This is a genomic window from Enterobacter cloacae (genome assembly GCF_011078175.1).
Taxonomy (GTDB): Bacteria; Pseudomonadota; Gammaproteobacteria; order Enterobacterales; family Enterobacteriaceae; genus Enterobacter; species Enterobacter cloacae_Q.
Map to the genome: position 1 here is coordinate 599,970 of NZ_JAALCJ010000001.1, position 26,368 is coordinate 626,337.

At 55.4% G+C, this 26,368-nt stretch carries 23 protein-coding genes; 4 read left to right on the forward strand and 19 right to left on the reverse strand.

What is annotated here, in order from left to right; translation table 11 throughout:
* Nucleotides 1-3: 3 nt before the first annotated feature.
* From tap to G6Q29_RS02885, 7 genes are all read right to left on the reverse strand, one after another.
* Nucleotides 4-1,605, reverse strand: a complete 1,602-nt coding sequence (gene tap, locus G6Q29_RS02855) for a methyl-accepting chemotaxis protein IV (RefSeq protein ID WP_165464442.1) — start codon at nucleotides 1,603-1,605, stop codon at nucleotides 4-6.
* Nucleotides 1,606-1,649: 44 nt separating this feature from the next.
* The gene (tar, locus tag G6Q29_RS02860; RefSeq protein ID WP_165464443.1) at nucleotides 1,650-3,317 is read right to left on the reverse strand and encodes a methyl-accepting chemotaxis protein II; all 1,668 of its coding nucleotides are present in this window, start codon (nucleotides 3,315-3,317) and stop codon (nucleotides 1,650-1,652) included.
* An 85-nt stretch (nucleotides 3,318-3,402) separates the two neighbouring features.
* On the reverse strand, nucleotides 3,403-4,365 hold the full coding sequence (locus G6Q29_RS02865; protein ID WP_165464444.1) for a Csu type fimbrial protein: 963 nt from the start codon (nucleotides 4,363-4,365) through the stop codon (nucleotides 3,403-3,405).
* Nucleotides 4,362-6,746, reverse strand: coding sequence for a fimbria/pilus outer membrane usher protein (locus G6Q29_RS02870; RefSeq protein ID WP_165464445.1), 2,385 nt, complete (start codon nucleotides 6,744-6,746; stop codon nucleotides 4,362-4,364). Before G6Q29_RS02870 ends, G6Q29_RS02865 begins: the two co-directional genes overlap by 4 nt.
* Nucleotides 6,722-7,483, reverse strand: coding sequence for a fimbrial biogenesis chaperone (locus tag G6Q29_RS02875; RefSeq protein ID WP_165464446.1), 762 nt, complete (start codon nucleotides 7,481-7,483; stop codon nucleotides 6,722-6,724). The genes G6Q29_RS02870 and G6Q29_RS02875 overlap by 25 nt, the downstream gene beginning before the upstream one ends.
* 16 nt (nucleotides 7,484-7,499) lie before the next feature.
* A complete protein-coding gene (locus tag G6Q29_RS02880) occupies nucleotides 7,500-8,048 on the reverse strand; it encodes a Csu type fimbrial protein (RefSeq protein WP_165464447.1) in 549 nt (182 codons plus the stop codon).
* 7 nt (nucleotides 8,049-8,055) lie between these two features.
* The gene (locus G6Q29_RS02885) at nucleotides 8,056-8,628 is read right to left on the reverse strand and encodes a Csu type fimbrial protein (protein WP_003859701.1); all 573 of its coding nucleotides are present in this window, start codon (nucleotides 8,626-8,628) and stop codon (nucleotides 8,056-8,058) included.
* Nucleotides 8,629-9,055: 427 nt separating this feature from the next.
* Here G6Q29_RS02885 and G6Q29_RS02890 point away from each other — a divergent pair, with 427 nt between their 5' ends.
* Complete coding sequence (locus tag G6Q29_RS02890) at nucleotides 9,056-10,315, forward strand: dicarboxylate/amino acid:cation symporter (protein ID WP_165464448.1); 1,260 nt, start codon at nucleotides 9,056-9,058, stop codon at nucleotides 10,313-10,315.
* Nucleotides 10,316-10,417: 102 nt separating this feature from the next.
* On the opposite strand, the gene cheW is transcribed toward G6Q29_RS02890, so the two are convergent.
* The 6 genes from cheW to flhD all read right to left on the reverse strand — a co-directional run bounded on the left by cheW (nucleotide 10,418) and on the right by flhD (nucleotide 15,823).
* On the reverse strand, nucleotides 10,418-10,921 hold the full coding sequence (gene cheW / locus G6Q29_RS02895) for a chemotaxis protein CheW (protein WP_003859699.1): 504 nt from the start codon (nucleotides 10,919-10,921) through the stop codon (nucleotides 10,418-10,420).
* 19 nt (nucleotides 10,922-10,940) lie between these two features.
* Nucleotides 10,941-12,950 (reverse strand): chemotaxis protein CheA, encoded by a 2,010-nt coding sequence (gene cheA / locus G6Q29_RS02900; protein ID WP_165464449.1) that lies wholly within the window; start codon nucleotides 12,948-12,950, stop codon nucleotides 10,941-10,943.
* A 4-nt stretch (nucleotides 12,951-12,954) separates the two neighbouring features.
* A complete protein-coding gene (gene motB / locus G6Q29_RS02905) occupies nucleotides 12,955-13,884 on the reverse strand; it encodes a flagellar motor protein MotB (protein WP_165464450.1) in 930 nt (309 codons plus the stop codon).
* Nucleotides 13,881-14,768 carry a flagellar motor stator protein MotA gene (gene motA / locus G6Q29_RS02910; RefSeq protein ID WP_003859696.1) on the reverse strand — a complete coding sequence of 296 codons (888 nt, stop codon included), beginning with the start codon at nucleotides 14,766-14,768 and terminating at the stop codon, nucleotides 13,881-13,883. The genes motB and motA overlap by 4 nt, the downstream gene beginning before the upstream one ends.
* Nucleotides 14,769-14,891: 123 nt before the next feature.
* The gene (flhC, locus tag G6Q29_RS02915) at nucleotides 14,892-15,470 is read right to left on the reverse strand and encodes a flagellar transcriptional regulator FlhC (protein ID WP_003859695.1); all 579 of its coding nucleotides are present in this window, start codon (nucleotides 15,468-15,470) and stop codon (nucleotides 14,892-14,894) included.
* 2 nt (nucleotides 15,471-15,472) lie between these two features.
* On the reverse strand, nucleotides 15,473-15,823 hold the full coding sequence (flhD, locus tag G6Q29_RS02920) for a flagellar transcriptional regulator FlhD (RefSeq protein WP_003859693.1): 351 nt from the start codon (nucleotides 15,821-15,823) through the stop codon (nucleotides 15,473-15,475).
* Nucleotides 15,824-16,618: 795 nt separating this feature from the next.
* Between flhD and uspC the strand changes: the two genes are divergently transcribed.
* Complete coding sequence (uspC, locus tag G6Q29_RS02925; RefSeq protein ID WP_165464451.1) at nucleotides 16,619-17,047, forward strand: universal stress protein UspC; 429 nt, start codon at nucleotides 16,619-16,621, stop codon at nucleotides 17,045-17,047.
* Between the two features lie 15 nt (nucleotides 17,048-17,062).
* Here uspC and otsA read toward each other — a convergent pair whose 3' ends face one another.
* The 6 genes from otsA to G6Q29_RS02955 all read right to left on the reverse strand — a co-directional run bounded on the left by otsA (nucleotide 17,063) and on the right by G6Q29_RS02955 (nucleotide 23,862).
* Entirely contained in the window at nucleotides 17,063-18,487 is a 1,425-nt protein-coding gene (gene otsA, locus G6Q29_RS02930; RefSeq protein ID WP_165464452.1) for an alpha,alpha-trehalose-phosphate synthase, read from the reverse strand.
* Nucleotides 18,462-19,265, reverse strand: coding sequence for a trehalose-phosphatase (gene otsB / locus G6Q29_RS02935; protein WP_165464453.1), 804 nt, complete (start codon nucleotides 19,263-19,265; stop codon nucleotides 18,462-18,464). Before otsB ends, otsA begins: the two co-directional genes overlap by 26 nt.
* A gap of 152 nt (nucleotides 19,266-19,417) precedes the next feature.
* Nucleotides 19,418-20,398 (reverse strand): arabinose ABC transporter permease AraH, encoded by a 981-nt coding sequence (araH, locus tag G6Q29_RS02940; RefSeq protein ID WP_165464454.1) that lies wholly within the window; start codon nucleotides 20,396-20,398, stop codon nucleotides 19,418-19,420.
* 14 nt (nucleotides 20,399-20,412) lie between these two features.
* A complete protein-coding gene (gene araG / locus G6Q29_RS02945) occupies nucleotides 20,413-21,927 on the reverse strand; it encodes an L-arabinose ABC transporter ATP-binding protein AraG (protein WP_003859688.1) in 1,515 nt (504 codons plus the stop codon).
* 71 nt (nucleotides 21,928-21,998) lie between these two features.
* Complete coding sequence (araF, locus tag G6Q29_RS02950) at nucleotides 21,999-22,988, reverse strand: arabinose ABC transporter substrate-binding protein AraF (protein WP_165464455.1); 990 nt, start codon at nucleotides 22,986-22,988, stop codon at nucleotides 21,999-22,001.
* A 316-nt stretch (nucleotides 22,989-23,304) separates the two neighbouring features.
* Nucleotides 23,305-23,862, reverse strand: a complete 558-nt coding sequence (locus tag G6Q29_RS02955; protein ID WP_165464641.1) for a DJ-1/PfpI family protein — start codon at nucleotides 23,860-23,862, stop codon at nucleotides 23,305-23,307.
* A gap of 504 nt (nucleotides 23,863-24,366) precedes the next feature.
* Between G6Q29_RS02955 and G6Q29_RS02960 the strand changes: the two genes are divergently transcribed.
* Both G6Q29_RS02960 and G6Q29_RS02965 read left to right on the forward strand, forming a co-directional pair.
* Nucleotides 24,367-24,870, forward strand: coding sequence for a non-heme ferritin-like protein (locus G6Q29_RS02960; RefSeq protein WP_165464456.1), 504 nt, complete (start codon nucleotides 24,367-24,369; stop codon nucleotides 24,868-24,870).
* A 141-nt stretch (nucleotides 24,871-25,011) separates the two neighbouring features.
* Nucleotides 25,012-26,355, forward strand: coding sequence for an anaerobic C4-dicarboxylate transporter (locus G6Q29_RS02965; protein WP_165464457.1), 1,344 nt, complete (start codon nucleotides 25,012-25,014; stop codon nucleotides 26,353-26,355).
* Nucleotides 26,356-26,368 lie beyond the last annotated feature (13 nt).

A 26,368-nucleotide genomic window follows, 5' to 3' on the forward strand; every position in this document is an offset into this window, starting at 1 on the left:
CATTCAGGATACAACGGGCACGGCCAGTGACCGTCCGACTTCTGTTACTGCTTCAACGTGCTCTTTCACATTAAATACGGCGACTAACCCGGTAAGGCGATCCGCCTGGTTTGCCAGCTGATCGGTAGCCGCCGCCGCCTCTTCTACCAGCGAGGCGTTCTGCTGCGTAACCTGATCCATCTGCGTAACGGCCTGCGCCACCTGCTCGATGCCACGGCGTTGTTCATCAGACGCCGAAGCAATCTCGCCTATAATGTCGTTTACCCGCGTCACGGAGGTGACAATCTCGTGCATGGTCTGCGCGGCGGTATCCACCAGCGCGGAGCCCTGCTGAACACGGGAGACCGACTCTTCTATCAGCCCTTTGATCTCTTTCGCCGCGTTGGCGCTGCGGCTGGCGAGGTGACGCACTTCACCGGCAACCACCGCGAACCCGCGCCCCTGCTCCCCGGCACGCGCCGCTTCGACCGCAGCATTCAGCGCCAGAATATTAGTCTGGAACGCGATACCGTCGATGACGCTGATAATGTCGCCAATTTTCTGCGAGCTGGCGGCAATCTCCTGCATCGTGCTGGCAACGTGAGAAGCCTGGTCACCCCCACGTTTCGCCGTCATCGCCGCCTGTTTTGACAAGTCAGAGGCCTGACGCGCGTTATCAGCGTTCTGGCTTACCGTCGCAGTCAGCTGCTCCATACTGGCCGCCGTCTGCGCCAGCGATGCCGCCTGCTGTTCGGTGCGGGACGACAGATCGTTATTGCCTGCCGCAATCTCTGAGATCCCGGTATGCATGGCGTAACTGCCCTGGCGAACGTTGTTTACCGTTTCCCGCAGCGAACCCTGCATCGCCTTCAGGCTGGCGAAAATCGCTGATATTTCATTCCTGCCATACACGGCCACCGGACGCGCCAGGTCGCCCTTCGCTATACTGTCGAAGTGGCTGCTGACGATCGCCAGCGGCTGGACGATCGTTTTGCGCGACCACCACAGCGAGCCGCCGGTCAGCAGGGCCGCCAGGATCACCATGGTCAGGAAAATCACCCCTGACATGCGGTAGCTGGTACGGCTGTCGGCGCCGGCTCGCGCCACAAACTGGTTAATATCCTGCTGCCATGCGTTAAAGCTGCCGTCAAACCCCGCCTGAGACGCCTGCACCGGCGCGGTCAGAAAATCAGAAAGCTGGTTGTTCTCCAGCCACGTCGCCTGATGGTCGAGATCGCCGTACCACGCATCAAAGGTCTTTTTCATGGCGACTTTCAGCGCTTTCTCTTTCTCACTGACCGCCTCCTGCGCCGTAAACGCCTTAAACTGCGCGTCGGCCTGCTTCAGGCTGCTGCGGGCCAAAACCATCAGCGCCTTGATATCCTCCGGCGGATAGCTCAGCGCGGTTAACGTCCCTGCTTTGTTCAGCGCAGTGCTTGCCTGCAACAGCACGGCACGCGTTTGTGCCAGTGCGGAGCGCTGTTGATTACTCGTCTCAACTTCCTGCAAATTCTGATAGCCATCGCGAAACGCCCAGAAAGACAACCCGTTACTGCCAACCTGCAAAACCCCACACAGGATCAGAATCAAAAACAGTGTGGTCGAGATACGAATACGATTTAACATCCACGCTCCCATCAAGCGGCAAGCAGCCGCGGTTTAATTGTCAGTCAAAATGTTTCCCAGTTTTCATCTTGTCCGGTCACCGCTGCGCGCGTACGTGTTGTCACGGGCGCCGGGATTGCTTCGCTGTACGCCGACCGCGAGCTGACCGTATTAGTCGTTTTTGAAGTAAGACGGAACGCCGAGACGGCCATTTTCAGGCGGCTCGCCTGGTCCTCCAGCGCAGCGGCCGCGGCAGCGGACTCCTGCACCAGGGCGGCGTTTTGCTGCGTCACACGATCCATTTCCGATACCGCCAGGGCAACCTGGTCAATACCACGACTCTGCTCATCCGATGCAGAGGCGATTTCACCCATGATGTCCGTCACGCGCGTCACGGCATTCACGATGTCATTCATGGTTTCACCCGCACTTTCCACCAGCACCGAGCCGGTATCCACGCGTGAAACAGAGTCTTCAATCAGGGCTTTAATCTCTTTCGCCGCATTGGCGCTGCGGCTGGCGAGGTTGCGCACTTCGCCAGCAACTACGGCAAACCCGCGCCCCTGCTCGCCCGCTCGCGCCGCTTCAACAGCCGCGTTCAGCGCCAGGATGTTGGTCTGGAAGGCGATACCGTCGATCACGCTGATGATGTCGGCGATTTTCTTCGAGCTGTCGGCAATGTCATGCATGGTTTTTACCACGCCGTCGACCACCCGACCGCCGCGCTGGGCGGTGTCGGACGCGCTTTCTGCAAGCTGCGACGCCTGGCGGGCGTTGTCGGCATTCTGCTTCACGGTCGCGGTGAGCTGTTCCATGCTAGCCGCCGTCTCTTCCAGAGCGGACGCCTGCTGTTCGGTACGGGACGAGAGATCGTTGTTGCCCATCGCGATTTCACTCGTGCCGGTATAGATGGCATCCGCCCCCTCGCGCACGTTGGCGACGGTATCAATCAGCGAACGCTGCATATGGTCGACGCTGGTTGCCAGCTCGGTGATCTCATTGCGGCCAGAAACGGTCAGCGTTTTCGTGAGATCGCCCCGCCCAATATCACGGATATGAGCAATGACGCGGCCAAGCGGGTTAAGAAGGATATGACGAATGCCGTACCACACGGCCACCAGCACGATGACCAGCGCGAGGGCGAGAACCGCCATCTGCCATTTCGCGAAACGGTAGTCGTTCTGGCTTTGCGTGAACGCGGAGTGATAAAGCTCGCCGCTGGCTTTGGCGTACTCGCCGAGTGCCGCGCCAAGTGCGTTCTGCATTCCCTGGGTTGGCTGCGCGAAATAGGCCTCCATATTGCCGTTCTCCAGGAACTGTACCAGCTCCGTCAGGCCGGCGAAGTAGGCCTGATATTTTTCATCTATGTTCGCGCTCGCCTGTGCCATTGCAGGCTGAGGAGGAATATTTTTGAAGGCGTCGTAGTGTTTCGCCGCGTCTGCCAGCGTGGCGCGTGCATTCTTCAGCAGTTCCGTTTTTGCGCTGCTCTGCTGGTTGTTCGGATCCATCATCATGCGGGCAGACGAGCGGCTCAGGTTGATACGCGTCTGCAACATCAGATCCCAGGTCGTAGTCAGTTCGCTTTGCTGCATTCGCAAATCGTTCGAGGCCGCGAAGCTGTCCTGGTTCTGTTTTAACGACGAGAAAAAGAGGCCGCCGGAAATAAGCTGAAGAAGTGCGAAAATGACCAGCACCATCATAAGCATTGTGACAACGCGGATACGGTTCAACATACAACACCTTCTCATAGATTGATTAACGGTGTTATCGGCACAGGCCACAGGAACTTTACATTTGCGAAAGGGAAAAGCGTGGGGGTCAGAATGCGACGTCGACAATCAGCGTGTCGGTGTAGGTTCCGGCAGGCGGCGTGGCCTGGCTGCTAAGAACTTTAGCGGTGTAGTTGTAGGTGCGTAGAAGCCCGTCAGTGCTAACCTGTGACGAACTGGCGCTGGCCCAGCGCTCGCTGCCGCTGCTGCCCCAGCGGTTGCTGGTCGCCTCCTTATAGATGTCGTAACTCATAAAGTTACTGCCGCTGACCATACGACGCACGTTGTTCAGGGCATTTGCCCCGTTGTTAATGCCTATGGTGTAGGTGCTGCCCTTGGTGCAGGTGACGGCGACCGACTGCGAAACGGTGGGAAAATTTTGTACCAGCGGTGCGCTGTTAAAATTCACGTCCGGCGTGGTCATAGTGCTGCAATCGTTAGTGACGGTCATGTTGAGGAGAATAGAGGTAGTTGCCGTGCCGGTTTGCGGGGTCAGGCAAAGCCCGGCCGCACCCACGGCGCACACGTTGTAGTTGATGCTAAACGTTAACAACACCTGGTACGGCCCGGCCGTGACGTTCTGCCCCATTACGGTGCGGAAATACAGAGGGATATTGTAGCGCCTTGAACCCAGTAGCCCGAGCAGCGTGTTTCCGCTCCAGGTATAGGCTTTGCTGATTTGTACTTCACTGTTTCCACCGCAGCCGGATGCCCCGCACAGGCGCGTGGGAATGACATCGGTGATCGCCGCGTTGTCCGTACGCTTCATGGTCGCCCGGCTATTTGCGAAGACGGATGCCGAAGTGTAATTCAGCGTCACCGAGTCGTTAGTTAACAGGTTGAGGACGGTATCGCATGTCACCACCAGCGTGCCCGTGGTTTCGACCTCCCCGGTTCCGCTCAGCGCGAACGAGGTAACGCTACCAAACGAGGCATTCACAGTACTGACGGTGCAGGCAGCCCAGCTGCCACCAGAGCAAAGCAGCAGGAAGGCGATTAACAGGCGTCTCACGGCGCCTCCCGACAGGTCAGCGGACCGTAGGTTTGCAGCTTATGCTCAGGGTTTGCGCCAACGGTGAGCGTTGCCGTGCAGCGTTTACCCTCCGGGGTGATGACCTCGAGCGGGTTCACGTCGTTGAGGTTTTCCAGCCAGGCGAGGCCGTCATAGCCGACAACCGCGCTGCTGCGGGACGTGCGCTTGACCTGGCTTCCCACCGGGATCGCATTGCCCTGCGCATCGTGCAGGATCACGCTGGCAACCCGCTCCTGCTCCATCGGGAAATCCACCAGATAACCGTTATGCCGACGGATCGCCACCCGACGCTCGGTCTCTTTCAGCCGGGTATCCGCGGGTAAGTTCAGGGTATCAATGCGGTAGCTTGCCGGGTAATAGGCGGAAACGCCGCTCACCAGCAGATAACCTTTGTTATTGGTTTTACCGACCGGCTGGTTTTCGTAGCTGACGGGAACATCCGGATGTCCGTCGGTGCTGATCACCACAAACGCATCGTTGATTTTGTTCGCCGCAAACAGCTCACCGTCCATCAGCACGACAGAACCCATCGCCTCGCCCCACCAGGTCATCATGCCCTTCTCACCGTAGCCGCCGCCCTGTAGTTCAACGTTGTTATTCCGCCAGCCAAGCGTGGCCTGCTGATAGTTACTTGACCGCGACTGGTTAGCCCAGGCCATGTTCCAGCTAAAGCCGCCGTCAGAAGGCATCGAGTGGTTGTAGTTAATGCGTTGAGTACTGCCTGCGTCAGGGGTGTTTTCAAAGGTGACGGCGGCGCTGTCACGTTCGCCGAGGGGGACCTGCAACGACAGCGCGACCGTCCAGTCGCCACGTTGCTGGTCACGGCTGGCGGCCAGATAAATACTGCTTGAGCCCCACAGATTACGGCTCCAGGAGAGGTTGAGCAGCTCAGTTTTTTTGTCGTCAAAACTCTCAACCCCGATCCACGCCGCGCCGATATTGCCATATTCGCCCAGGTTAAAGGTTAAGGAATACTGGTCGGTATTGCGGCTCAGGCTGGCCACGGGGTTATCATTTTCATCATAAACGGTAGGCTGATCGTACAGGGCGAGGTTGCCGAAGCCACGGTCGCGTCGGGTATGCTGGGTCGCTACGCTAAACTCGCTGGTGTTGTACTGATAGCCCCAGTTTGTCTGCCCCCCGCTATCGCCGCGCATGCGGCTTTGGGTCCATGAGGTATTTACCACCCCAAAACGCCCGAGCTTCAGCACCGTGCCTGCGCCGCCGAGCGCCAGCGACTCCGCCCCTTCCGCATGCCCCTCCAGCGTCAGCCAGTCGGTCACCCCGTAGCGGTACGATCCGCTGCCCGCCGCCGGTCCATAGTCAAAATTCTCAATCCCGTAGTTACGCCGCAGGCTGCCCAGCGTCACGGCGCCGTCGCTTAATCCCTGCTTCAGCAGATCGCTGCTGACATAAAACGGCAGCGTGGTACTCACCTGACGTCCCAGCGCGTCAGTGGTAACCAGCACCGCATCCCCGGCACCGTTGATATAGGGCAGATTGGTGAGAGTAAAGGGCCCCGGCTGAAGACGGGTGGAGCCGGAACGGTAGCCATTGATAAACAGATCGACCGAGGTCGGGACGGCCGCCTCGCCGGAAAACGCCGGCAGCGGCCAGGTCACCAGATCCGGACGCAGGGAGAAGTCGCGCCCGTAGCTGATCCCGCCCATGCGCACGCTGGTGCTCCAGCTCAGCGCATCGCTGATGACGTCCCCGGCGCTCCAGGTGGTGGCATCCTCCTCGTTGGTGATCAGTAACGTTGAGTCATAGCGCACGTACCCTTCCTGCTGCCCGCTGTTACCGGTGAAATTCTGCCGGGCGTACCCCGTCGATGAAAACGAATAGTCCTCATTGAAATAGCGGAACTCGTGCCAGACCGACGCCTGCCCGCCCGTGTGTTCGGAATGGTTGGTATAAACGTCGTAGTTGAGCAGCGCGCCGCGGCCATAGTGCGGCTTGCTTTGCGTGCTCTGTTCGCTGAACGGCGTGATCCGCGCTGCGACCCAGTCCCGGGGGACCGTAAGCAACAGGCGCTGGGCCGTGCTGTCGTACTCTGCGCGTACCGACGACAGCGTCGAGAGATTCACCTCTCCGGCAGGCACATGCCCGGGCGGCAGCCCGGCGCGGAGCAGATCCGCGCCCGATATAAACCAGGCACCCTCGCGCTGCGTCACCGGCACCACCAGACCTGTGTCATAGTGGTTCAGCACCAGGGCGAGCTGGAATACGGCTTCGCCGTTCATCGTCCGTGCATCCGGCGGCGGCGGTAAACTGTCGTCGCCGGTTTCAGCAAAGGCGCACGTACTGACGCAAAGCAGGATCATCATTGCCGGGTTCAGTTGACGGGCGTCGATTGCCATTGCGTATCCCTGGCATTAATTTGCGCGCTCATCCGATTCGGCTGATAAATCCCTGCCGGAAGCGGCCAGCTTCGGGTGCTGCCTGGCAGCACATAGCCCAGCAACCCCTCGGCAACCGTGCGTGTTTGCCCGCCCTGCTCAACCGCAACCTGGCTGAGCCTGACGTGTACATTCCCCTGATTGCGGATCTGAAGCGCGGGTTTTCCCCCCTCCTGAACGACCTGCCAGCTCAGCTGTTCGGTGTTTGCCAGGGCGTGATGCGCCCCTTCGCTAAGCGTGGGGATCCCCTGTCCATAAACAAATAAAGGAATGGAATAGCGCATTTGCAGTTTGAGGCCCATGGACGGTTCCGCTTTAGCATCCGGCTGAGGTATTTCATCCACAATGATGCGGTAGGCCTGTTCAACCCCCGTCGGGATCGTCCCCTGCTTAATGAGGCGAATAAGCTGTTTACTGCCTTTAGCGATGGTCACGATCGGCGGACTGGCGACCACATCCTGCTGGGCAGTGTAACGTTCGTATCCGCCCTCCTGTTTCCAGCGCACAATACGTACCTGCATAGTCGTAGCGCTGTTGCCCTGATTCTGGATCCACAGCTCAGTTGCTCTGGCCTCTGCCGAAAGCCACGGATCGATGGGCCACAAAAGAATGGTTGCCGCTGCATGCGCCTGGCCCGCTGACAGGGCTACGGCCCCCAACAGCCCCACCAGGCCTGACCGCCTGAAAAATGGCTTCATCGATGTTCTCCCTTTCCTACCATGACAAGGTCACGGTGAGTTGATCTGAATATGTTCCCGGCGGGCTAAATCCTGTCAGGAGCGCGACGCCAAAAAGAGGCAGCGCGATGGTATTGCTATTGGTATAGGTAATCGGTATTGCCTGGTTAACCCCAATTTCGCTGTTCGCCGCCAGAGAGCTGCTGCTGTAGAGCCGGTAACCGACCACCTCGGTCCCGCCTGAACGCGTCATCCGTCGTACCGAGCTGTAGTTCTGGCCGCCGTCAATGGTCATACTCAGCGCCACACCCGGCGTGCAGGCGATGGACAACGCGCCGTCGGCGACAAAGCTGGTGCTGACCGGTGTGCTGTCCACGCCATTGCGGGTTCCAAAATCCAGCGTCCCAAAGCGCCCGCCCGTGCCGGTGCTCACCGAGCATCCCGGTACTACCGTCGCGCTCACCCTGAAGGACTGCGAGGTCACCGCCCCAACGCCGGGGCACATCATCATCCCGACGATCAGGGCTAAAAAGGGGTGCACGACGCCCTCTGCCCTTTCGGGCAGACATAAACACAATGCCTTCATGCCTGAATCAGTAGGTGACGCTGACGTTAATCGTGTCGGTATAGGTTCCCGGTACAACCGTTACGCTGTTGCCGCCGCCCGTTATGCGTCCGTAGAGGGTATAGCTGTTCACTCCGCCCGCCGTGGAGGCAACGGGTAACGCGGCGTTGTTAGCGATCACGTTGTTGTATCCGCTGTCGCTATAGAGACTATATGCCACGCCCTGTGCCGCATTGGCGGTGTTCACCAGATAGCGGGCGGGCGTTCCTGGGGTGCCGACAACGGTTCCGGGTGCGGTCGCGTTGGTGTTGCCAGTGATCGCCACCGTGTAACTGGCAGTGGTACATTGAATGGTAAAGGTGTTTCCGCCGCTGGCCCCGGTTAGCTGGGTTGTCAGAGTGGAGAATGTCGCAGGATGGGTCCCGAAATCGAGTGTCCCGAAATTGATGCCGTTTTGCGTTGGCGAGCCGTTGATCAAACAACCGTTCGTCAACGTCAGCGTCGCCCCGATAGTACCGCTACTGGTGACTGCCAGCGCCTGGCCGACAGTCGCCGCCGTCAGCAGTGTACCCGCGCAGATAAAAAGAAGTTTTCTTTTCATTTACCACCCTCCAGAAGAAATAATGGTCCGCTTACCCTATTTTATTCATACTGTTCAGTATGTTAGCCCCGCTTAAACATTCTCCGGCGCGGTTACTGAGAATTTAGTTTATGGATAACGCTTCAACCACTTTCAACCGGTGGGGGACACCTCAGCATCAATTAACAGACTATTAACAAACATTACAAAGGCTTAGCAAAATAAAACGGGCATTCTTCTTGTTCGTCCTGAGGATATATCGCCTGTAATGTGATCTGTATCACAATATATCGTCACCCTTAAAACAACTAATTTCATAAAAATTAAAAACAAGTTGTAACTCACGCAGCTTTACTTCAATTTATTACTCGAATATTTTCCTGCGCTTAAATAAAAATTTTGTATGCATTGACGCAGGAAACTCTTTTAGCGCATAGAGGATCTTTTTGTGGCAAGTGCAAACAAACTCACGCTCTTCATCGTGATTTTCATGCTGGCGGGTATTCTTTCAGGTGCGGCGATCCATGAGTACGCGTCGCCCGACGCGATACAGGCCTGGTCGGAGAACATTACGCTGCTGACCGATATTTTCCTGCGGCTGATTAAGATGGTGATTGCCCCGCTGGTGTTCAGTACTCTGACGGTGGGCATTATGAAGTTGGGTGAAACGTCAACGATTGGACGGGTTGGCGGTAAAGCGATGATATGGTTTATCAGCTCATCCGTGCTTTCTATTCTGGTGGGGCTGTTTATTGTTACCCTTGAACAACCCGGCAGCGGCCTGAACCTGAGCATTCCGACAGAAACGGTTGATACCGGCCTGGCCGTTAGCGGGATGTCGCTGAAAGCCTTCCTGTCACACACCATTCCAACCAGCATTGCCGGCGCGATGGCGAACAATGAGATCCTCCAAATTGTGGTCTTTTCGATGTTCTTCGGTATTGGCGGCGCGTCATTAGGCCAAAAATTCAACGCCCCGCTGGTGGCGGCGCTGGATGTGGTCTCTCATATCATGCTTAAAGTGACGGGCTATGTGATGTACGTTGCGCCCCTGGCCATTTTTGCCGCGATTTCGTCCGTGATTGCCACCCAGGGTCTGGGCATTTTGCTGAACTATGCCTCGTTTATTGGCGGTTACTATGTGGCGATCCTTCTGACCTGTCTGGTATTGCTGGCAGTAGGTTACATGGTGCTGAAAAAAGAGATTTTCCGACTGGTGGCGATGCTGAAGGATCCGGTGCTGGTCGCCTTTACCACCAGCAGTTCAGAAGCGGCGTACCCAAAAACCCTGGAGCAGTTAGCGCGCTTCGGCTGTTCACGTAATATCGCCTCTTTCGTCCTGCCGATCGGCTACTCGTTTAACCTGGTCGGCTCCATGGTGTACTGCTCGTTCGCCTCAATGTTTATCGCCCAGGCGTACAATATTCACCTGAGTTTCACCGAGGTGACGGTGCTGATGTTAACGCTGATGCTGGCCTCGAAAGGGATCGCGGGCGTACCGCGCTCGTCGCTGGTGGTGCTGGCGGCAACCATTCCGAGTTTTAACATTCCTGTAGCCGGGATCCTGCTGCTGATGGGGATCGACCATTTCCTGGATATGGGGCGGTCCGCCATTAACGTACTGGGGAATGGGATTGCAACGGCGATGCTCTCGCAGAATGAAGGGGCGCGGGAAGCGGAAGCAGAGCTGGTGGAGCAGGAAGCGTAAGGACGTAAAAAAGGTGAGGTCTGTTGCCCTCACCCCCTCCCTCTCCCACGGGAGAGGGTGCAAACACTCAAAACGGCAACCAGGTTGCCGTTTTGCATTCACCTATGCCACATGATTCGCCGCAATATCCAGCAGCGCCATCTCTTCGCTGTTAAGCAGCTTCTCAATATTCACCAGAATCAGCATACGCTCGCCGAGCGCACCCAGCCCCGTCAGGTATTCCGTTGACAGCGTGACCGCAAACTCCGGCGCAGGGCGGATTTGATCGGCGGTCAGAGACAGCACGTCAGACACGCCGTCCACGACAATCCCCACCACGCGCTGACCCAGATTCAGGACGATCACCACCGTGTTATCGTTGTACTCCACATCGCCCTGGCTGAACTTTACGCGCAGATCCACGATAGGCACAATCACACCGCGCAGGTTGGTCACACCCTTGATAAACGCTGGCGTGTTCGCAATGCGCGTTACCTGGTCGTAACCGCGAATTTCCTGCACTTTCAGGATGTCGATACCGTACTCTTCATCACCTAAAGTGAAAACCAGGAATTCCTGTCCAGATGGCTCGCCCGCCAGTTTCGTTACGTTACTCATACCGGTCATGTTATTACCTTTTACTTAATCAGGCGGCTGTGTTCGCCACACGTTGTTCACGATTTAATCCCTGAAGTGCCGATACATCGACGATCAGCGCGACGCTACCATCACCCAGGATGGTGGCAGCAGAGATCCCCGGCACTTTGCGGTAGTTACTTTCCAGGTTCTTAACCACCACCTGATGCTGACCAATCAGCTGATCGACCAGCAGCGCGTAGCGGCGTCCGGCGCTTTGCAGGATCACAACGATACCCTGCGTGGCCTCGGTTTTTGCCCCGTCCACTTCGAACACTTTCCACAGTTCCACCAGCGGCAGATACTCGCCGCGCACTTCGAGCACGCGCTCGCCGCCCGCCAGCGGATGCAGATCTTCTTCGCGCGGCTGGAGGGACTCCATCACCGCGTTCAGCGGCAGAATAAAGACTTCGTCCGCCACTTTGACGGACATGCCGTCAAGAATGGCCAGCGTCAGCGGCAGCAGGATACGAATGGTGGTGCCCGCCCCCTGCTTAGACTGGATCTCAACGTGACCGCCCATCTCCTGAATATTACGTTTCACCACGTCCATACCCACGCCGCGGCCGGAAACGTCGGTGACCTGCTCCGCGGTTGAGAAGCCCGGGGCAAAAATCAGCATGCCCACCTCTTCGTCGGTCATGTTTTCGTTGACCGCCATCCCCTGAGAAATCGCCTTCGCCAGAATGCGATCGCGGTTAAGGCCCGCGCCGTCATCGGTCACTTCGATGCAGATGTTGCCGCCCTGATGTTCTGCTGACAGGATCAGGTTGCCCACTGGCGATTTTCCGGCTGCCACGCGGTTTTCCGGCAGCTCGATGCCGTGGTCGAGGCTGTTACGCACCAGGTGCGTTAACGGGTCGATAATGCGTTCGATCAGGCTCTTGTCCAGCTCGGTGGAGCTGCCCATCAGCGTGAGTTCGATCTGTTTGTTGAGCTTGCCGGCCAGGTCGCGCACCAGGCGCGGGAATCGGCTGAAGACATATTCCATCGGCATCATGCGGATGGACATCACCGATTCCTGCAAATCGCGGGCGTTACGTTGTAACTGGCCCATGCTGGTGATGAGATCGCCGTGGGTCACCGGGTCCAGCTCGTTAGAGCGCTGGGCCAGCATCGACTGGGTGATCACCAGTTCACCCACCAGGTTGATCAGCTGATCCACTTTCTCTACCGCCACACGAATGCTTGTGGATTCGCTGGAACGCGCCGCCGGTTTTTCACCGCGGGCCGGGGCAGCCGTCTCTTTTGGCACGGCTTTGAGTGCCGGGGCAGCGGCAACTACCGCAGGGGGATTCTCTGCCGGAGCAGGCGCTTCAACGGCCACCGACTCGGTTTCAAAAGCAATCTGATCCGCTTCAATCACGAAGCACAGCACCGCCACGATGTCATCCTGGCCGATCCCGCCGTCAAGCGTCGCGGCCAGGCTGTCTTTGCCCTTCACCACGTTGCTGAGCGTCGCCAGGTTCCCCAGCTCCTCTTCCAGCAGGTTGACCTCGTTCTCTTTCAGACGTGACAGCACCACGCGCAGTTTTCCTGCGGGCGCGTCAGGTGCCGTTTCGGGTTCCGCCACGGCGTCAACAACGCTCAGTTTTGCCGCAGGGACAACGGGCGCAGACGCCTCACCCTTGGCTTCCAGCGCTAACTGACGCAGCGCGTTGCAGATGTATTCAAAGCTGGCGGCATCAGGCTCTGCCGAACTTTTATAGGCGTCGAGCTGTTCCTGCATAATATCTTTCGTTTCCAAAAACAGGTTGATAATGTCGGTATTGAGCTGCATCTCACCGCGTCGTGCTTCATCCAGCAGGTTTTCCATTAAATGGGTGGTTTCCTGCAAAATGGTAAATCCAAACGTGCCGGCTCCGCCTTTAATGGAATGCGCCGCACGGAAGATGGCATTGAGCTGTTCGGCGTCCGGTGCCTCGGGCACGAGATCCAGCAAATGTTGCTCCATATCGGCCAACAGCTCGTCGGCTTCATCAAAAAATGTCTGGTAAAAATCGGTAATATCCATGCTCACGCTATCACCTCGGATTGGCTGGTGGCGATGTTGGAACGGCAGCCGAAGGGACGGCCCCAGGCTGTTTTAAATCGTCCAGTGACTCATTCTGACTTTCGGCGTTTTCATGCAGGATGGCCTGCTCCGCCTGCTGGTTCAGCACTAAAAGACTGATACGACGGTTGATGGCGTCATCCGGTCCGCGGTCGGTAAGGCGCATGGTTGCAGCCATGCCGACCACGCGCAGGACCTTGCCATCATCAAGCCCACCCGCCACCAGCTCGCGACGCGAGGCGTTGGCGCGATCGGCAGAAAGCTCCCAGTTGCTGTATCCCTTCTCTCCCGTGGCGTACGGGAAATCATCCGTGTGTCCGGACAGGCTAATACGGTTAGGAATACCGTTAAGCACCGGCGCAATCGCACGCAGAATATCGCGCATATATGGCTCTACGTCGGCACTGCCGGTCTTGAACATCGGCCGGTTCTGGCTGTCGATAATTTGAATACGCAGCCCTTCCTGCACGAGGTCGATCTTCAGGTGCGGACGCAGCGCGCGCAGCTTTGGGTCCGCTTCAATCAGCTGATCCAGGTCCCCGCGCAGTTTTTTCAGCCGCACCTGCTCCATCCGTCTTTTCAGCTCGTCGATATTTGGCTGTTTTTTAACCTCCCCATGCTGCTGGGTGTAATCATCCCCGCCGCCAGGGATCGGGCTGTCGCTGTTCGAAATGCGCGGCCCGCCGCTGACCGCCGTCGCCAGCGGCGTTCTGAAATATTCCGCAATCTGAATAAGCTCCTTCGGGCTGGAGATGGAGATCAGCCACATCACCAGGAAGAAGGCCATCATGGCGGTCATAAAGTCGGCGTACGCGATCTTCCAGGAGCCGTGAGAACCGTGCCCGTGCCCCTTATGCTTGCGCTTTTTTACGATGACGATCGGATGGGACTGGTTTTTCATGCGTCCTCAGTTGTCGTCTGTTGGTTTGGGTTTTTCACCGCACGCACGTGCTCTTCCAGTTCGATAAACGACGGACGTTCGCTGGAATAGAGCGTCTTACGACCAAATTCGACGGCGATCGGCGGGGCATAACCGTTGAGGTTTGAGAGCAACGTAATTTTCACGCACTGCATCATTTTGGTGGTCTCGGCGCTCTTCTGGCGCAGCACGCTCGCCAGCGGAGAGATAAAGCCATAGGCCAGTAAAATACCGAGGAACGTCCCCACCATCGCGTGGGCAATCAGCGCGCCCAGCTCGGCCGCCGGGCGATCCGCCGAGGCCAGGGCATGAACGACGCCCATGACCGCCGCCACGATGCCGAATGCCGGAAGGGAGTCCCCCACCAGCGCCAGGCTGTTGGCCGGCACTTCAGATTCGCTCTCGTGGGTTTCGATCTCTTCGTCCATCAGCGCTTCAATTTCGAACGTGTTCATGTTGCCGCTGATGATCAGCCGCAGGTAATCGACGATAAAATCGAGCATCATCGCGTCGGCCAGAATACGCGGATAGCTTGCGAAAATTTCGCTCTCTTTCGGGTTTTCGATGTCCCGCTCCAGCGAGAACATCCCCTGCTGACGTGACTTCGCCATCAGGCGGTAAAGCAGCGCCAGCAAGTCCATATACATGCTTTTGGTGTATTTTGAACGACGAAACAGCAGCGGAATCGCCTTCAGCGTGCCCTTAATCGATTTACCGTTGTTACCAACGATAAAAGCCCCTACCCCTGCACCGCCGATGATGACAAGTTCAGCCGGTTGATAGAGTGCTCCAAGGTGCCCGCCGGTCATCATGTAACCGCCGAAAACTGTACCGAGAACTACCAGGTAACCTAATAAGATAAGCACGACATCATCCTTCCGCTAGTGACTATGGCAGGACGTTCATTTCGAGCGCATGACCTGAACGCAGGGTAAAAAAAAGCAGCGGTAATGGCTTACCGCTGCTGGAATCTTGCCCACAGGTTCGGGTTAAACAGCGTGTTCGATCTGTTCATCCAGCAGTTGTGGAATAATATCGGCAGCATCCCGGGAAAGTTTACGTCTTTTTACGGCTCGGGATGGAGGCTGGCACAAACTACAGGCGAAGCTGCCCGCAGGCTGGTGCGCGTGGGTAATAAAATTGCCGTCACAGCAGTTGCAGCGCGACAACTCAAGCATTCCGCTTTCTACAAAACGCACCAGCGTCCAGGCGCGGGTCAGCGCCAGCAGCGGTCCCTCTTCCTGTTGCGGGCATTGTTCAAGGTAAAGTTTGTAGGCTTTAATCACGGCATCAACGCCGCTACATAAGCCCGTTTTAAGCAAGTACTGCCAGGCGTTGCAGAACATGGAAGCATGGATGTTCTGCTCCCAGGTCATGAACCAGTCAGTCGAAAACGGCAACATGCCTTTTGGCGGCGGACTACCACGCAATTCTTTATACAGCTTGATCAGACGACCACGGCTAAGCTGCGTCTCGCTTTCCAGCATTTGTAAACGCGCACCGAGTGTGATGAGTTCCATTGCCAGCTGGATATCACGGGCTTCCTGAACAATGCTTTTCTCGCTCATTGTTAAGCCCTTTTCTTCCGGGCTACGTCATCAGGCTGGCTGATTTCGTTGAGCAGACGGGTGGAGAGAAGAATACCGGTGTGGATCTGTTGCAGATCGTCCACGCGGGATTCCTGAGTCAGACGCGTAATGGTCTGCGGGTTATCGAAACGGAACTGGCAGACAAGTTGATTGGTTTCAGCCAGCTTGACCATTTGCGGAAGTGTTAATCCACCCAGCATGGTTGCCATCTCTTCGTTAACACCCAGACGGAACATCGCTGACGGTTTGTCCTGACTAATCAAACGCTGCGCGAGCAATAAATACGACAAGTTGATGTCATAGATATGTTTTAGCAACTCGGATGTATGCATTTTTCCCATCCAGAATAACCAACTATTATTTTTATGCGGAAAGACCGCACCCCGTGATGTCGCCGGGAAATCACCCGGTATAAAAAGAAAAGGCCAAATGCATAGTTGAATTTAGGTTTGTACGTCGTAAAGCGCGTTACCGGTAAACATGGCCAAAATGTCGGTTACACATTTTATCTTTTCTTACAAATAACTAAGATTTTTCCTAATTCGACGCAAACTCTACTCGTCAGTTTTGACACATACAATGCAGCCCCACCTGAAATTTAAAAAAAATGTGATCTTCGTCACATAATTTACGCGAATGTAACCCATAAATCCATCAGCGTGACTTGTAATTTGGCCATTTTTTGAGCAACCGAAGCTCGTTAATATTCTTATGGAACGAATACGCATGCAGATGGATAAGGGGATCGGGTATGAATATTGCGGATTCGAAGAAGCACCGCTCCTTCGCGTGTTAATGCGCATAAATGTCAGGCGAATGCCGAGTTAATTAATTAAAAACAGTAACTTACCATTTCGTTTTATGAAAGCAGTTTCGCTACGTAACCATCACGCTTGCGTTGACGAACGGTTAACACGATTTAACAGCACGGAAGGCTAAATGTGTGATTTACGTTAAGTTGTTAATTACTTTCATTTGGCGCCCTCTTTTCGTTATTCTTCTTATAAGAATAATTAATGAATAATTATGATAAGGTTCACACTATTGTCGCGTACGCCTCTTGCAGAAGCGGCAGATTCGCGGTAAAGCTTGAGAAACGTGTCATTCTGGCATAAAAGGAGTGTGTGATGAGTTACTCCCATCTTCTTGTTTCTGTTGCCGTTTCCCCAGAAAGTCATCAACTCGTCGCCCGTGCCGTTTCAATCGCTCGCCCGACCAGCGCCCGCATTAGTTTGATCACCCTTGCTGCTGAACCCGAGATGTATAATCAACTGGCAGCGCCGATGCTGGAAGACATTCGTGAGGTTCTTCAGGAAGAAACGCAGCAATTTCTGCGCGAGCTGGTCGAGCGGGCAAAATATCCAGTCCATCAAACGGTGATTGCCACAGGGGAATTGAGTGCGCATATTCTCGACATGTGTCAGAAACAGAATATCGATCTGGTGATTTGCGGAAATCATAACCAGAGCTTTATTTCTCGCGCGGCGTGCTCAGCAAAAACTATCGTTTCGTCAAGCCAGGTGGATGTCCTGCTGGTGCCTCTCGGGGGCAATTAATGCCCCCGGAGAAAATCAGGCGAGTTTAGGGAATGTCGCGATCTTTTTTTGCAGATGACCTTCCTGACTTTGCGGCTGGATCGCGCGTAAATCGTCAATAAAACGCGCCTGCCAGCGGTTGATATCATTCTTGACGATGGTCTCCATCATCTCCGCATGACGTGATATACGTTCCGCAAGCGGCATGGTTAACGCGCGGTTGAGGGCATTTGCCACGTCATCGCGATCGTAAGGGTTGACAATCAGTGCTGAGGTAAGCTCGTTTGCCGCCCCGGCAAATTGCGACAGCACCAGCACGCCCGGGTCAGCAGGATCTTGTGCTGCTACATACTCTTTTGCCACCAGATTCATCCCGTCGCGCAGCGGCGTGACCAGCCCGACGTCCGCATAGCGGAATACCTTCATCAGGATTTTGCGCTCAAAGTGCTGATTGAGATAGAAAAGCGGCGTCCAGCCGAGCTGACCATAGCGCCCGTTGATGCGCCCTGCTTCGGTTTCCAGCTGATGACGAATATCCTGATAGGCCTGAACCTCACCGCGCGAGGTCGGCGCTATCTGGGTGTAGCGGATCTTACCGTGATGCTGCGGGAATTTATCCAGCAGGGTTTCGTAAGCGAGGAACCGCTCCGGCAATCCTTTAGAATAGTCCAGTCGTTCAACAGAAAAGATATTCTTAACGTGCTTGAGTTCATCCTTGAGCTGGGCAAGCTTCGGCGGCAGCGGACCGGAGGCCTGCTCGGCAATTTCGTCTGGTTCAATACCAATCGGGTAAACTTCGGTATGGAAGTTTCGTCCCCACGCGGTGTGAGATTTCCCGCCGTGAGTGACCAGCCGGGTTTTACCCGACACGCTGTCGAGGAAGGCCAGCCTGTCATTTTCCGTCTGGAAGCCGAGCAGGTCATAATCGGATAGCGCCTCAAGAATTTCTTCATGCTGCGGCAGCGCGGTGAAAATTTCCGGCGTCGGAAAAGGAATGTGCAGGAAGAAGCCGATCCGGTTATTCACACCCCGTTTTCGCAGTTCCCTGGCGAAAGGCAGCAGATGGTAATCGTGGATCCATAAAATATCGTCTTCTTCGATCAGCGGCAGCAGTTTATCTGCCAGCAGCGCGTTTACGCGCATATAGCCTTCATAGGATTCACGCTGGAATTTCACCAGATCCAGACGATAGTGAAACGCTGGCCACAGCACGGCGTTTGAGAACTCGGAATAATATTCATCGTAGTCCTTCTCGCTAAGGGCGAAGGAGGCCCACGTAATATTGCCCCGTGACACCTTTTTTAGCGGTTTTTCATCATTACTGATTTCCCCGCTCCAGCCAAACCAGAGCCCCCCGGCGGCTTTAAGGGCACCTAATACCCCGACCGCCAGGCCACCGGCACTGGCTTTTTTATCATCCGGCGGTGCGATGCGATTAGAGACGACGACTAAGCGACCCATAATGATTTCTCCCGTTGTTTTGCGCTATTTGTTGTTGTTGCTGGTTAGCGACGTCAGATATCCACTGCCAGACGCTGGTGACATTTTCCAGCCGCCATCCGGCAATGGTTTCACCAGGACCTACCTTGACAGACATGCCCTGAGCCTGGTTTACCACCCTGAACCCGGCCTCGTCGGTCAGGTCATCCCCAAAAAAGACGGGCGTACGCCCTTTGAACGGCGCTTCCGCCATAAATGCGGCAATGGCAGCGCCTTTATTAATTCCTGCCGGTTTAATCTCGACCACACATTTACCCGGCTGTAAGGCCAGCTCCGGATGGGCTTCCGCCAGGCTTCTTGCTACCGCAAAGATCGCCGCTTCATGATGGGGCGCCTGACGGTAGTGCAGCGCAAAGGCCATGCCTTTGGCTTCCAGTTCCGTACCGGGAAGCATTTCCAGAGCCGAAGAGAGTTGCGTATGCAGCGCCTGAATCAGCGTGTCGGGGAGTGAAACTATATGCAGTTGATCATGGATATCGCGGCGCTCCGCTCCGTGCACACCGGCCAGCGGAAAGTGATAAGGACTGGCGAGCACGTCCAGCTCGGCCATTGAGCGCCCTGAAATCAATGCCAGTGCCCCCTCGTTCTGTCGGGAGAGCTGCTGCAAATTCTCTAACACCATGTCCGGTACAACAACGTCATCCGGATGCGGTTCAATCCCGGCGAGCGTCCCGTCGAGGTCAAAAAAGAAAGCAAATTTTCCGGGCAGTACAGGCGGTGCGGTTAACAAGTCAGCCACCCTAATCCTCCTTACAGTGAACAAAACAGCCATGTAAGTATAGACAGTGTGACGGCGCTCGCCATTTGGCAACCGGCCCGTCAGCAAAACTGGCGGGCCGGTCAGGGGGTCAACTATGGTTAATAGTTGACCAGGTAGTGGCTATAAATAAATCAGAGGGTACGCTTCGCTTTTTGCTTGTAACGGTCGAAGATCACCGCTGCCAGCAGGATCAGGCCGCGTACGACGTACTGAGAGAACGGAGAAATATTAAGCAGGTTCATGGCGTTCTCCACGGTCCCCAGAATCAGGATCCCCGCCACCACATATGAGATTTTTCCGATGCCACCCTTGAGGGAAACGCCCCCTAAAACGCATGCTGAGATGACGATGAGCTCATAACCAATGGAGGTCATTGGCTGGCCGCTGGTCATACGCGACGCCAGAATAATCCCCGCCGCCGCCGATACCAGCCCGGAAAGCACGAAGATAATGATCTTGGTCCGTACGACCGGGACACCCGCCAGACGCGCCGCCTCTTCATTGCCGCCAATCGCCAGCGTGTTACGCCCAAACGTGGTGCGGTTAAGCAGGAAGCCAAACAGGATCAGACACGCGACCGTCAGCCAGATTGGCGCAGGCAAACCCAGCCAGTTGGCATAGCCCAGCGTGAAGAAACGTTCGTCTTCAATCCCGACCGCTTTACCATCGGAGATGATATAGGCCAGACCGCGCACGATTTGCATGGTCGCCAGCGTCGTTATCAGGGCGTTAATCTTCAGACGCGCAATGACAAACCCGTTCACCAGGCCGCTCAACACGCCGAGCAGCAGACCGGCCAGCACGCCGATCCACAGGCTTTCGGTCATGTTGATCACCACGGCAGTGGTGACGCCTGCACAGGCAATCACCGAGGCGACCGACAGGTCAAAATCGCCGGAGGCCAGGCAAAACAGCATTCCGCAGGCCACCATGCCGGACATAGAGATCGCCAGCCCCAGCCCCTTCATATTGATGAACGTGGCGAAGTTCGGCACAAAAATCGCGCAGGCGACGAACAGGGCAGCAAAGACCACCAGCATGCCGTACTGGTCCCAGATGCGGCCAAAACTGAAAGCCGACTTCGGCGCTCCGGATGTAGTAACAGAGGACATCATTGACTCCTTACTCAGGCGACAGCCTGGCTAACTTTAGGCATGGCGAGACTCAACGCCTGTTGTTCATTCGCCTGTTCATGCAGCAATTCACCGGCAATTTCGCCTTCACGCATCACAACAATGCGGTCGGCGACGCCCAGCACCTCGGGCAGATCGCTGGAGGCGAACAGGACCGCCACACCGCGTTTTGCCAGTTCATAGATGACGTTATAGATTTCGTGTTTCGCCCCCACGTCGATACCGCGCGTTGGCTCATCCAGCAAAATGACCTTCATATCTTCCGACAGCCAGCGCCCCAGAATGGCTTTTTGCTGGTTGCCGCCGGACAGGTTCATGATCAGCTGTTCAGCGCCGGGGGTTTTGATATTCAGCGAACGGATATGGTGATCCGCGTTGCTCGCCTCCCAGCCATCGTTAATCAGACATCCCGCGCGGATGAACTTGCGCCGGGCAGAGATGTTGATGTTGTCGCGCACCGAGTGCACCGGAATAATGCCTTCGGCCTTTCGATCCTCCGGGCAGAGCATAATCCCCGCGTTAATCGCCTGCGCAGGCTTCTGAATATCAACCTTTTTCCCGTCGACGAAAACCTGGCCCTGGGTTATGCGCGTGCCGCCAAACAGCCCTTTCATCAGCTCGCTGCGCCCTGCCCCCACAAGGCCAAACAGCCCGACGATTTCGCCGCTGCGCACCGAGAGTGAAATGGGCGTGCGCACGCCCGGCGCTTTGACGTTATCCAGACGCAGACGCTCCGGGCCATACTCGCGCGGTTTCCAGTGGTAAATATCCCCCAGATCGCGTCCGACCATCGCCTGCACCAGTTGGTCATGATTGACCTGCTGCATATCGGTGAAGGTGCGCACATAGCGGCCATCTTTAAACACGGTGATGGCATCGCTTAAGGCAAAAATCTCTTCCATACGGTGAGAAACGTACAGAATGATGCGGCCCTCTTTGCGCAGCTCGCGGATCACGCGAAAAAGATTTTCTATTTCACGCGCCGAGAGCGAGCTGGTTGGCTCGTCAAAAGCGATAATTTTGGCGTTGCGCGCCAGCGCTTTGGCAATTTCCACCATCTGCCACTGGCCGATGGAGAGATACTTAAGGGGCGTTTGCGGATCGACATCCAGCCCAAGGTGCTTGAGCTGCAAGCCCGCTTCATAGTTGAGCAGCGAACGGTTGACCACACCGCTTTTATGCGGAAGCTGGCCAAGATAAATGTTCTCCGCCACGGTCATCTCGGGAATGAGGTGCAGTTCCTGATAGATGATGGCGACGCCCGCATTTAACGCTGCCGTGGTGTCGGCGAAGGCCACCTCTTCGCCGCGAATGGCCAGCGTGCCGGTGGTGGGCGTGTAGTTGCCGCTGAGAATTTTTAGCAGCGTGGATTTTCCCGCGCCGTTCTCCCCCATCAGGGCATGAACCTGGCCGGCATAGCAGTCGAAGCTGATATCGGTCAGCGCGTTTACACCGGGGAACGTTTTACCGATGCCGCGGAAAGAGAGATACGGATCAGACTGTTGCATAACGACTCCGTGATTCCTGTAGTGTGTACGTCTGGCCCCTCACGGTGAGTGAGGGGCGCAATCACAGCGTATTACTTACCGCCCAGTCCTTTTTTCGCCAGCTCCTCTTTGAAGTTATCGCGGGTGATTAGCACCACATCGGTCACTTCCGTGAATTTCGGCGGTTCAACCCCTTTGGTCACCCAGTTGTAGAGCATTTCGCTGGATTTATAGCCGTGAACATCCGGGCTTGGCAGCAGAGAGCCGTAGAAGCCGGTCGCCTGCGCTTTAGACAGTTCGCTCACGGCGTCAACGCCGTTGATGCCGATCCCGATCACGTCCGGCGCTTTAAAGCCCTGGCCTTCCGTTGCACGCACGCCGCCCAGCACGGTGTTGTCGTTCATCCCCACTACCAGCCAGTGCTTCACCTCCGGATGCTGGACGAGCATGGAGTTCGCCGCATCAAAGGCGCCCGGAATATCGTTGGATTTAGTGGGGACTCTGTAGATCTGTTTTTCCGGGAAGCCGGCCGCTTTGAGCGCGTCCATGGACCCGGTAGTACGACGACGGGCAGTGTCCAGCTCGTCTGCGGTAATCGCCATCACGGCGGTCTCTTTGACATCCCAGCCGCGTTTTTGCATCTCTTTATAGAGCTCCTGGCCCTGACGCTCACCGATTTTGGTGGCCGCCATCATTACCAGCGGAACGGTATCCATCGGTTTGCCTTTGGCATTCACGAACTGATCGTCCACCGCGATGACCTTCATGTCGTAACCGCGCGCTTTCGCTGCAATGGCCGAACCCAGTTTTGGATCCGGGGTACAGATAACGAAACCTTTCGCGCCGCTGGCCGCCAGGCTATCAATGGCGTTCAGCGTTTTCTCGCCGTCTGGCACGGCGATTTTAATTACCTCAAATCCCAAATCTTTTCCGGCTTTATCAGCAAATTTCCATTCGGTCTGGAACCACGGTTCTTCAGGCTGTTTGACCAGAAAACCGAGCTTTAAATTTTCAGCGATAGCGGATTGTGACATAACGGCAGCCAGGCCGATGGCCGCCAGCGCTTTAGTAAATTTGTGCATGGTAAACTCCAGCTTTAGCATTCTTATCTGTAGGGAATAATGGCGAACAAAATATTTAATCGGACGTAAAACAAGGCATTAGCGCTTAGCTCGTCATAAGCGTTATTGCTGGAGATAGTTTTAGCGGGAAATTAATCATCCATAAGAGAGCGCCATCACACCGCAGAATTACAGTAATTGCGTACATAAATTCAGCGAAAAATGACATAAAAAAGGACGTAATTGTCCTACAAATCGAAAGGAATTAAGCAGGATTATCCATAAGGTCAGCTAAGAAATCCCTGTAACCCGGGCGCCTTAGCGCCCGGCAGAAAAATTACCAGGGATAATAAATGTGTTCAGCATGATCCCGTACGGGGGCCTCATCACCCAACAGACGAGCAGAGAGCGTCAGCGCAAAGTCAAAAGCGTGCCCCAGCCCCTTGCCGCTAATGAGGTTATTATCCACCACGACCGGCGCATCCACATATACTCCATCATCAACGCTCTGCCAGAGATCGCCGGAACAGACGTAGCGGCGCCCCTTCAGTAGCCCGTTACCGCCCAGCACCCGCGCGGCCGCAGAGCAGATCGGGCAGATGAGCTTGCCGTGCTCGTCGTGCGCGGAAACAAAGCGGATCACCTCCTCGTTAGCCGCAAGATTGACGCTCCCCTGCGGCCCTCCGGGCAGCACAACCGCGTCATACAGCGTATTAATGCGCTCCGTTAACGCACTGTCAGCCACCATGGGGATATTGTGGTAACTCACTACCGCACGGGTCTCCGCGCAGGCCAGCGTCTCCACCTCAATCTGTAAACGTCGCAGAATATCAATAGTGATAATCGCTTCTGCTTCTTCAAAACCGGGTGCCAGCAGCACCGCAACGTTAGCCATCATAAACCTCAACGAATGAAACGATGTAAAACAGTGTTTCATTTTCTCGCTTTATCAGATCACGATCTTGCGACGCGATCACAGAACCGTATATTGAGTGAAAATTGATTTAGCTCAAATTTGATACGACAGGATATATTTGCAGATATTATTTCTGATTTAACACTTCTACAGAATTTCCCGCCAAAGAATGTTTCCTGAAACGTTAAAAATGAACATAAGTTACTTTTAACTTACTTACATCAATAGCTTACATAAAAGCCAATCTCGTCACCCTCTGTCCATTTTGGGCTATATTTAAATTTGTAATGTATGGTAAACACAGCTCGATTAAGAGTTTTCTTACGTCGAAGAGCAGCGTATGCTTATTTAAATCGAACACAGGAAGTGAATTTTCGAGTTTTTTTACCTTGCAGAAATCTATTTCTGCCATTCAATCGTCAATACCTGCCGGGTCAGGTTAAGTAGTGGACATCAAGTCCCACAGTCAATAAGGATATGAGAATGACTACCCAAACGATGATGCAAAAGCTGAATGCCCAGATGAACCTGGAGTTTTATGCTTCAAATCTGCATCTGCATTTGAGCGCGTGGTGTTCCAGAAAAAGCCTCAACGGCACTGCCACCTTCTTTCGTACTCAGGCGCAAAGTAACGTCACGCACATGATGCGTGTCTTTAACTTTTTGAAAGCCGTCGGGGCAAACCCTACCGTCAAAGAGCTTGAAACGATTGAAGATAATTACACTTCTCTGGAAGAACTGTTTCAGAAAACGCTCGAAGAGTATGAGCAACGCTGTGCGAAGCTGAGCAAACTGGCTGATGAAGCCAAGGCGCAACAGGACATCACTACCCTCAAGTTTTTACGTGATATGGACAGAGAGCAGCAGCAGGATGGCATGCTGCTGAAGACGCTCGCAGATGAAATCCGCAACGCGAAGCGCGCGGGGATTTGTCTGGAGCAGACGGACCGCCATCTTCTCGACATTGCTACCGTGCAACACCACTAGGTCCCTTCACCCACTCCCGTCAGGGAGTGGGTACCAACTCCCTGCTTTTGCTGACATTTAACAAATCAGATCTTGCTCCCAATGAATAACCACACATCGTGTAATGATTTGTTTAATTACATTCATTGACGAGGGAGCATCATGATCACCATTGAGTTTATTGTCATTATCCTCTGCCTGCTGATAGGCACCCGCTTCGGCGGGATGGGCCTGGGGCTGATAAGCGGCATTGGCCTGTTTGTTTTGAGTTTTATCTTTGGTCTGCAACCCGGTAAACCGCCGGTTGACGTGATGCTCACAATCCTCGCCGTCATCGGCTGTGCGGCCACGCTACAGACCGCCGGTGGCCTGAACGTAATGATGCAATTCGCAGAGCGCCTGCTGCGTAAACATCCGCAGCACATCACTCTGCTGGCGCCCTTCACCACCTGGATGCTGACCTTCCTCTGCGGAACCGGGCACGTCGTTTACACCATGTTTCCTATTATCGCGGATATCGCCCTGAAAAAAGGCATCCGCCCGGAACGGCCGATGGCGGTGGCCTCGGTGGCATCGCAGATGGCGATCACCGCCTCCCCCGTTTCCGTGGCCGTCGTTTCGCTGGTCTCCATTCTGGGTGCGCAGCACGGCATCGGCCACGCGTGGGGGATCCTCGAAATTCTTGCGGTCTCCGTACCGGCCTCACTGTCTGGCGTCGCCATTGCGGCACTGTGGAGCTTGCGTCGCGGGAAAAACCTCGCAGACGATCCTGAATTTCAGGAAAAACTGAAAGATCCGAAACAGCGGGAGTTTATCTATGGAGGAACGGAGACGTTGATGGATCAGCGTTTCCCGAAACAGGCCTACTGGTCCACGTGGATCTTCTTCGCCGGGATTGCCGTTGTGGTCCTGCTGGGTGCGCTGCCCGAGCTGCGTCCGGCGTTTGAGATCAAAGGTAAAATGACGGCCCTGTCGATGAACCTTGTCATTCAGATGATGATGCTGATCGCCGGGGCCATTATGCTGATGACCTGCAAGGTGAATGCATCGGCCATTTCAAACGGGGCGGTATTTAAGGCGGGGATGGTCGCGATTTTCTCGGTGTTTGGCGTGGCATGGATGAGCGATACCTTTTTTCAGGCGCATCTCGACGAGCTGAAAATGGCGCTGGAGGGGGTAGTGAAGAGTCATCCCTGGACGTATGCCATCGTGCTGTTTCTGGTCTCAAAACTGGTTAACAGCCAGGCTGCCGCTTTAACCGCGGTGGCTCCAATGGGCTTGATGCTGGGCATCGACCCTAAAATGCTGGTGGCTTTCTTCCCGGCGTCGTATGGCTACTTTGTGCTGCCGACCTATCCGAGCGATCTGGCCTGTATCGGATTCGATCGCTCCGGCACCACCCGCATCGGTAAATTCATCATCAACCACAGCTTTATTCTGCCGGGGCTGATTGGCGTAAGCTGTGCCTGCGTGGTGAGCTATTTGCTGGTGCAGACGTTCTTCTGACCCTTCTGCGGGC